Raw genomic sequence first — 7,721 nt, forward strand, 5'->3', positions numbered from 1 at the left:
CTTAATTTAGCAACCTACTTATTTTTCTGACTATTCGCTTTATTCTTCAAGTATATGCCTCTGCGCCTGCATCATATTGCGTGATCTATCGCTCAAAAAAGAAACAAAGCTCTCCTCTCAATCACAATTAACTATTTATTGACATATCCTTAACACACTTGAGGAGAAGCGCACATGACCCAATACCATAAACACTCAATACCGGCCGCCATCGCGGAAAATGCCCTGATAGACGCCGAGCGATATCGCACGATGTATCGGCAATCCATTGACGATCCGATATCCTTTTGGCGCGAACAGGGAAAAATTATTGATTGGATCAAACCTTATCAACAAGTGAAAAACACCTCGTTTGATCCCGGTCATATTCGGATTCGCTGGTTTGAAGACGGTACGCTGAACGTGGCGGCGAATTGCCTGGATCGTCATCTTGCGACGCGCGGCGAACAGACCGCGATAATCTGGGAAGGGGACGACGCCGGCGAGAGCAAGCGCGTCACCTACCGCGAGTTGCACCACGCCGTCTGCCGTTTTGCCAATGCGCTAAAATCGTTGGGAATAAGAAAAGGCGATGTGGTCGCCATCTATATGCCGATGGTGCCGGAAGCGGCCGTCGCCATGCTGGCCTGCGCGCGCATCGGCGCCATTCATTCGGTGATCTTCGCCGGCTTCTCCCCGGAAGCCATCGCCGGGAGAATCATCGACTCCAGCGCCAAGCTGGTGATTACGGCGGATGAAGGTATACGCGCCGGACGCCTGATTCCGCTGAAGAAGAACATAGATGAAGCGTTAAAAAATCCCGGAGTCACCAGCATCGCCCGCGTGATCGTTTACCAAAGAACCGGAAAAAACACGCACTGGGAAGCCGGACGCGATCTGTGGTGGAGCGATCTGATCGAACAGGCGGACGATCGCTGTCCGCCGGAAGAGATGAACGCCGAAGATCCGCTGTTTATCCTTTATACCTCGGGATCCACCGGCAAGCCCAAAGGCGTACTGCACACTACCGGCGGCTACCTTACCTACGCGGCGATCACCTTCAAGTACGTATTTGACTACCACCCTGGCGAGATCTATTGGTGTACCGCGGATGTCGGCTGGATCACCGGACACAGCTACCTGCTATACGGACCGCTGGCCTGCGGCGCCACGACGCTGATGTTCGAAGGCGTGCCCAACTGGCCGGACTCCCGCCGCCTGTCGCAGGTTATCGATAAACATCAGGTCAATATACTCTACACCGCCCCCACCGCAATCCGCGCCCTGATGGCGGAAGGCGACAAGCCTATCGACGGCACCTCGCGGAACTCGCTGAGAATAATGGGGTCCGTCGGAGAGCCGATCAATCCCGAAGCCTGGGAGTGGTATTTCAACAAGATCGGCAACGGCAGGTGCCCCATCGTGGATACCTGGTGGCAGACGGAAACCGGCGGTTTTATGATTACCCCGCTGCCCGGCGCGATTGAAACCAAACCCGGTTCGGCGACGTATCCCTTCTTCGGCGTGCAACCGTCGCTGGTGGATAATCTGGGCAATCCGCAGGAAGGCGCCTGCGAAGGCAATCTGGTGATTACCGACTCCTGGCCCGGTCAGGCGCGCACCCTGTTTGGCGATCATGAACGCTTTGAACAAACCTACTTTTCCACCTTTAAAGGCATGTACTTCAGCGGCGACGGCGCCCGTCGTGATGAAGAGGGCTACTACTGGATCACCGGCCGCGTCGATGACGTGCTGAACGTCTCCGGTCATCGCCTGGGTACGGCGGAAATCGAATCCGCGCTGGTTTCCCATCCTAAAATCGCCGAAGCGGCGGTGGTGGGGATTCCGCACAGCCTGAAAGGCCAGGCGATTTATGCCTACGTCACGCTGAATCACGGCGAAGAGCCGTCCAGCGCGCTGTATCAGGAAGTGCGCGACTGGGTGCGCAAGGAGATCGGCCCCATCGCCACGCCCGATATCCTCCACTGGACCGACGCGTTGCCGAAAACGCGATCCGGTAAAATTATGCGCCGTATTTTGCGCAAGATCGCGGCGGGCGACACCCGCAACCTGGGGGATACCTCAACGCTGGCCGATCCCGGCGTGGTGGAAAAACTGCTGGAAGAAAAGCAGGCAATGAGCGCCGCCCCCCAATGATCGTTTAATCCCCTACTTCGCGTCTGCGCCGGATTTGGCGCAGACGCCGCGCCGTAGCCACCCCGCCCTACCAACAGATTACGGGAGACTTACGATGAATGACGACATTTATCAACGGATTGAAAGTAACCCTCTGTTCAGAGAATTGGTGCATAAACGACAGCGTTTCGCCACCTTGCTCTCTCTCATCATGCTGGCGCTTTACACCGGTTTTATTCTGCTGATCGCTTTTGCCCCCGGCTGGCTGGGAACCCCGGTGACGCCCGCTTCCAGCACCACCCGCGGCATCCCGATCGGCATTGGCCTGATCGCCATCGCCTTTGCGCTGACGGGGGTCTACGTTTATCGCGCCAACGGCGAGTTCGATCGCCTGACCAAACGGTTACTGGATGAGGCAACGCGATGAAAATACCACGCATTATATTATCCGCCCCGCTCGCTTTACCTTCGCTGGCGCAGGCCGCCGATGCCCTGAGCGGAGAGGTTCAGCGCCAGCCGCTGAATATTCAGGCGATCGTGATGTTTCTGCTGTTCGTCAGCGCCACGCTGTATATCACCTACTGGGCTTCCAAGCGCACGCGCTCCCGCAGCGATTATTATACGGCCGGCGGCAGCATTACCGGCTTCCAGAACGGGCTGGCGATTGCCGGCGACTATATGTCGGCCGCCTCCTTTCTCGGGATCTCGGCGCTGGTCTACACCTCCGGCTACGACGGCCTGATCTACTCGCTCGGTTTTCTGGTCGGCTGGCCGATCATCCTGTTCCTGATTGCGGAGCGTCTGCGCAACCTGGGGCGCTATACCTTCGCCGACGTCGCCTCCTACCGGCTGCGGCAGCGGCCGATTCGCAGCCTATCGGCCTGCGGTTCGCTCGTCGTCGTCGCGCTCTATCTTATCGCCCAGATGGTGGGCGCGGGCAAACTGATTGAGCTGCTGTTCGGTCTGAACTATCACATCGCCGTCATTCTGGTCGGCATTCTGATGGTGATGTACGTCATGTTCGGCGGCATGCTGGCCACCACCTGGGTACAGATCATCAAGGCGGTGCTGCTGCTGTTCGGCGCCACCTTTATGGCGGTGATGGTGATGAAATCCGTCGATTTCAGCTTCGACGGCCTGTTTAAACAGGCCATGACCGTTCACCCGAAGGGGGCGGCGATCATGAGCCCCGGCGGCTTGGTGTCCGATCCGATATCCGCGCTCTCCCTCGGCCTGGGATTAATGTTCGGCACCGCCGGCCTGCCGCATATTCTGATGCGCTTCTTCACGGTGGGCGACGCCAAGGAAGCGCGCAAAAGCGTGTTTTACGCCACCGGTTTCATGGGCTATTTCTACTTTCTGACCTTTATCATCGGCTTCGGCGCCATTCTGCTGGTCAGCGCCAACCCGGACTTTAAAGATGCGGCCGGCGCGCTTATCGGCGGCAATAACATGGCGGCGATTCATCTGGCGGATGCGGTCGGCGGCAACTTCTTCCTCGGCTTTATCTCCGCCGTCGCCTTCGCCACCATTTTGGCGGTCGTCGCGGGGTTAACGCTGGCGGGCGCCTCGGCGGTGTCCCACGATCTCTACTCCAACGTCATCAAGAAAGGGAAAGCCACCGAACGCGACGAGCTGAAAGTGTCGAAAATAACCGTGCTGGTGCTGGGCATCGTCGCCATCGCGCTGGGCATACTGTTTGAAAATCAAAACATCGCGTTTATGGTGGGGCTGGCCTTCTCCATCGCCGCCAGCTGCAACTTCCCCATCATCCTTCTTTCCATGTATTGGTCGAAGCTCACCACGCGCGGGGCGCTGATCGGCGGCTGGGCCGGCCTGCTGACGGCGGTCGTTCTGATGGTTTTGGGACCGACGGTGTGGGTGAATATTCTCGGTCATGAGACGCCGGTTTACCCCTATGAATACCCGGCGCTGTTCTCAATGCTGGCGGCCTTTATCGGTATCTGGCTCTTTTCCGTAACGGATCGCTCGGAGGCCGGACGGCAGGAGCACGCCCGTTTCCATGCGCAATTCGTCCGTTCGCAAACCGGCGTGGGCGCATCGCGCGGCGGCGGTCATTAGGAATAGCGCGGCGGGCTTGCGGGCGGGGCAAGAGCGCGCTTGGCGTTTTTATCCCGCCGCTCGATTAGCCGGATCATGGCGAACAGAGCGCTGATAAGAACGCTGACGCCGGCCGCGCCGTTACGGGCGCGCCTCATCAAGCGCCACCGCATAGGTATGAATCTCCCCATGCATATTGGAACGGAATACCAGATGGCCGCCGTCCTGGCTGAAAAATTCATGCCCCGCGATCTCCATATTCATCGTGCGCGTGTGGATTTTGCTCAACGCCAAGCCATCGGTACGGATGGTCCAGATGCGATCCACCTTGTGCCACGGCCTTTCATGGCAAAACAGAATCTGGTTGGGCTCGGTGGGGGAGAAGAACTGCAGGTGATTAAGCCAATCGGTGGCGTGATGAACATCCCTGCGCGCTCCCGAGGCCACATCAACCACGAACAGCGTCATCGGCGGACGCTGCTCCAAACGCTGATTGATACGCACCTCTTTTTGTTCGGCGAAGGTCAGAGGCCGTCCGGTGCGCGGATGGTACATCTCGGCGGCGACCATCCATTCGCCCAGCGGGTTGGCCTGGCCGCCGATCTCATCGATATACCACAGGCGGGAGCTCTTTCTGCCCACCATCAGAATTTTCGCCGTCGGACGAGGCAGAATCAGCGTATTGCGCCGCGTGCGCATATCAATGGTGGCAATGCCCGCCGGCGTCGTCACCACCATTAACCGGCCGTCGCGGCAATAAAAATATTAACGTAATGGCCTAGCGTTATTTAAACGTATAGGCAATCCCGGCACGTAACCGAAGCTGCCGTTCGCTGGATTTGGAAGACCGGTTAATATCGCCAAAGCTTACATAGGGACTCCACTCTTTTTTATCACCGAGCGCATAATTAAATTGCAACTCTTGCTCGTAGTTATTTTTCTTATTGGCGAACAGATTCTCATCGCCATGCTGAAAAATAATTTTATAGGTGGCGGTCAGGTCGTTTATTCTGTAGCGCAGGTAGCCATCTACCCGATTTACGGTACGGTGCTTATTGGTGGTGCATACCGTCCCGACGGTTTCACAGACGTTATCATGCGCGTAATCCGTCAACTCCAGCCGATAGAGCCCGCCGATAGACCAGCTATCGTTAATTTTATACCAGGGCGACACGCCGAATTTCCACTCGGTGCGCGTGGAGTTAAATTCCGGCTGCAGCAATGGCGAAATCGTCCAATTACCAAACTGATATTTTTTGGCTAACGTCATCTCCACCGCATTTAATACCGGATCTTTATAATATTTATCTTTAACGTTCGAACCGCCGGTTTTGAATTTTGTTTCCACGCCAAAAGAATAGTTATTGGGTAATTGCGTCGCTAGGAGCAGCCTGTCGTAATGCGTTCTATCACGTAAACGGTATTCATGACGATAATCCATCGTCACATTGTTCAATAATATATCCGCCCTGGCCTGTCCAATAAAGATAGAAAACACCATAGCGGAAACAAATAATTTATTTAAATTTTTCATATTCTTCCATCACTATCGGTTATTTTATAAAAGAGAAGTATTATTCTTCGCTCAAGGTAACGATGTCGTACATCAGGCTGCCGCCTTTCAGCCGCAGAGAGACGGTGTTATTTCCTGTTTTCAATAGCTCGCGCGCGACAGGCACGCGGGCCAAATGATAGCGGCCGCTTTGCAACGCTCCGCGGTAAATCGCTTTGTCATTATCATATTTCAGGGTTTGCACGGTTTTTCCATTAACCGCCACCGCCAGCTCGGGCGCGGTCGGGTTGCTCATCGAACCATTGCTGGCGGCGGCCAGGGAAATATTCAGGAAATAAGCCCTATTTTCCGGACGCATGGCAAAGCGGATATCCCATGTTCCCGGTTTGGTTTGGGCGTAATACCAGTCGCGCTGGTAATCGCTGCGGCCGATATCGAAAGTCAGGTTGGCGGGAACCGCATTCTGCCAGCGATAATTCCGCGCCTCGTTACCGAAGCGGAATTCACGGGCCTGGCGGTCGGCCTGGCCAATGGCCCAGATAACCGATTGCGCTTCAGGAATGGCGATATCGGAGATCTGCTGGCGTTCCCCTTCAATGGTAACGCGCCGCTGCGCCAATACGCCGGGCTGCGTGCCGCTATTGGCATAAACCGTCAGCTGATATTCCCCCGGCGTGACGTGCCTGATGCTGAACCTACCCTCGCTATCCGTCATCCCCTGGAAGGCGTAGCCGCGCGTCTGGAGGTCGAAAGGCTCATCCAGCGACGATGAGAGCACCACGGTCGCCGGCTGCTTGCCGAGCACGCGCCCCCCGACCTGGGTACGTTCAACCGGATAACGCCTGTCGTTCACCCAGCGATAGGGCCAGGAAACCGTTTCGGTGGCCGACCGACGGCGGGCATCATCAATCATCCGCTGCGGATCGCCCTGGTTGATATACAGCAGCCAGGGGCCGTAGAGTTTCTTCCATCCGGGTTCGGCGACCATATCCGGCGTCCCCAGGTGAGCGCCGGTCATATAATTCAAAATAATGGCGTCCTGATGCACCAGGAGATCCTGCTTAAGCGCGTCGCCGGAAAAATACTCCTGACCGCCGTGAATCAGCCAGGCGCCCATGCCGTGGCCGAATACGCCCCAGAAAGGCGTCGCGCGCATATAGCCGGCAAAGTCGTACTTGGAATACACCTCGCCGTTCGGCAAACGCCAGGTTTCATCCTGCACTTTCGGTAATTGTTCGAACTGGCGATAGAGCAGCGGCTTCCCTTGTCGAATGCCGTTATACAAATGATCGAGCCGGGAGGGATCGAAGCGATATACGTTGCGCAATTCGCTCACAATAACATTTTCTTTTCCGGCGTTTTCGGCCACCACATAGCTATAAATACCGCTAATGCCCTTGCGTATAATCAGATGATATTCCAGCCGTAATAACCCTTGCCGATCGTCGATATAGGCGATATGGGCCAGATCCCGACTATTGCTGATAACAGCGACGCGCTCAGGCGTGAAATCTTTTACCCCTTTGACATAATAATCGAGATAAGCGCTACGTGTTTTACTGGGGTCCCGCTGCGCGCCGGAAAGATTGGCGACAATGTTTTTCCCGTCTTTTATAATAGCGGCGGCGCTGCCGTCCTCCTTGAATTCTATTTTAACCAATCCATTATCCAGTGTGGTTTTCATTCCGGAAACGGTTAATGAAACAGGAGCTGTATCGGCGCAATTGCCATAGGGCGCCAGCGTGGCCGCAACCAGCAAGAAAATACTTTTTTTCACAATGATCCCGCCTTATTCGATTTAACGTTAAAAACCTCGGTAAGGATTTCATTTATTTTAATTTTTTACGTCTTTACCCCAAAAATACTTCGCGTTGCAGGACAAAAACGCTAAAGCGTTTTTGAACAGCGCTTGCGCTGGCCCCAACGGAACGAGCTTCAAGGATGGAGCGAGTAATAAATCCAGCGCCCCCGCAGCCTGAAGTATGAAGGGTATGGATATAAATGGCGTTTGGGAAAAAAGTAGCGGCCGGAT

General features: G+C 55.5%; 7 protein-coding genes. 3 read left to right on the top strand and 4 right to left on the bottom strand.

Annotation, left to right across the window (positions count from 1 at the left end):
* The first annotated feature begins 174 nt into the window (after positions 1-174).
* From acs to actP, 3 genes are all read left to right on the top strand, one after another.
* Complete coding sequence (acs, locus tag VSX58_RS21625) at positions 175-2,136, top strand: acetate--CoA ligase (RefSeq protein WP_327619886.1); 1,962 nt, start codon at positions 175-177, stop codon at positions 2,134-2,136.
* Between the two features lie 94 nt (positions 2,137-2,230).
* Entirely contained in the window at positions 2,231-2,542 is a 312-nt protein-coding gene (locus tag VSX58_RS21630; protein ID WP_327619887.1) for a DUF485 domain-containing protein, read from the top strand.
* Positions 2,539-4,197 (top strand): cation/acetate symporter ActP, encoded by a 1,659-nt coding sequence (gene actP / locus VSX58_RS21635; RefSeq protein WP_327619888.1) that lies wholly within the window; start codon positions 2,539-2,541, stop codon positions 4,195-4,197. The genes VSX58_RS21630 and actP overlap by 4 nt, the downstream gene beginning before the upstream one ends.
* Before the next feature lie 120 nt (positions 4,198-4,317).
* On the opposite strand, the gene VSX58_RS21640 is transcribed toward actP, so the two are convergent.
* The 4 genes from VSX58_RS21640 to VSX58_RS21655 all read right to left on the bottom strand — a co-directional run.
* Positions 4,318-4,914 (bottom strand): oligogalacturonate lyase family protein, encoded by a 597-nt coding sequence (locus tag VSX58_RS21640; RefSeq protein WP_327619889.1) that lies wholly within the window; start codon positions 4,912-4,914, stop codon positions 4,318-4,320.
* 46 nt (positions 4,915-4,960) lie between these two features.
* Positions 4,961-5,710, bottom strand: a complete 750-nt coding sequence (locus VSX58_RS21645) for an oligogalacturonate-specific porin KdgM family protein (RefSeq protein WP_327619890.1) — start codon at positions 5,708-5,710, stop codon at positions 4,961-4,963.
* A gap of 40 nt (positions 5,711-5,750) precedes the next feature.
* Entirely contained in the window at positions 5,751-7,466 is a 1,716-nt protein-coding gene (locus VSX58_RS21650) for a polysaccharide lyase family protein (RefSeq protein ID WP_327619891.1), read from the bottom strand.
* 73 nt (positions 7,467-7,539) lie between these two features.
* Positions 7,540-7,721: hypothetical protein (locus VSX58_RS21655; RefSeq protein WP_327619892.1), on the bottom strand; the 182-nt coding region annotated here is incomplete at its 5' end.

It is taken from the genome of Brenneria populi (genome assembly GCF_036016195.1).
In the GTDB taxonomy this organism is placed as follows: domain Bacteria; phylum Pseudomonadota; class Gammaproteobacteria; order Enterobacterales; family Enterobacteriaceae; genus Brenneria; species Brenneria populi.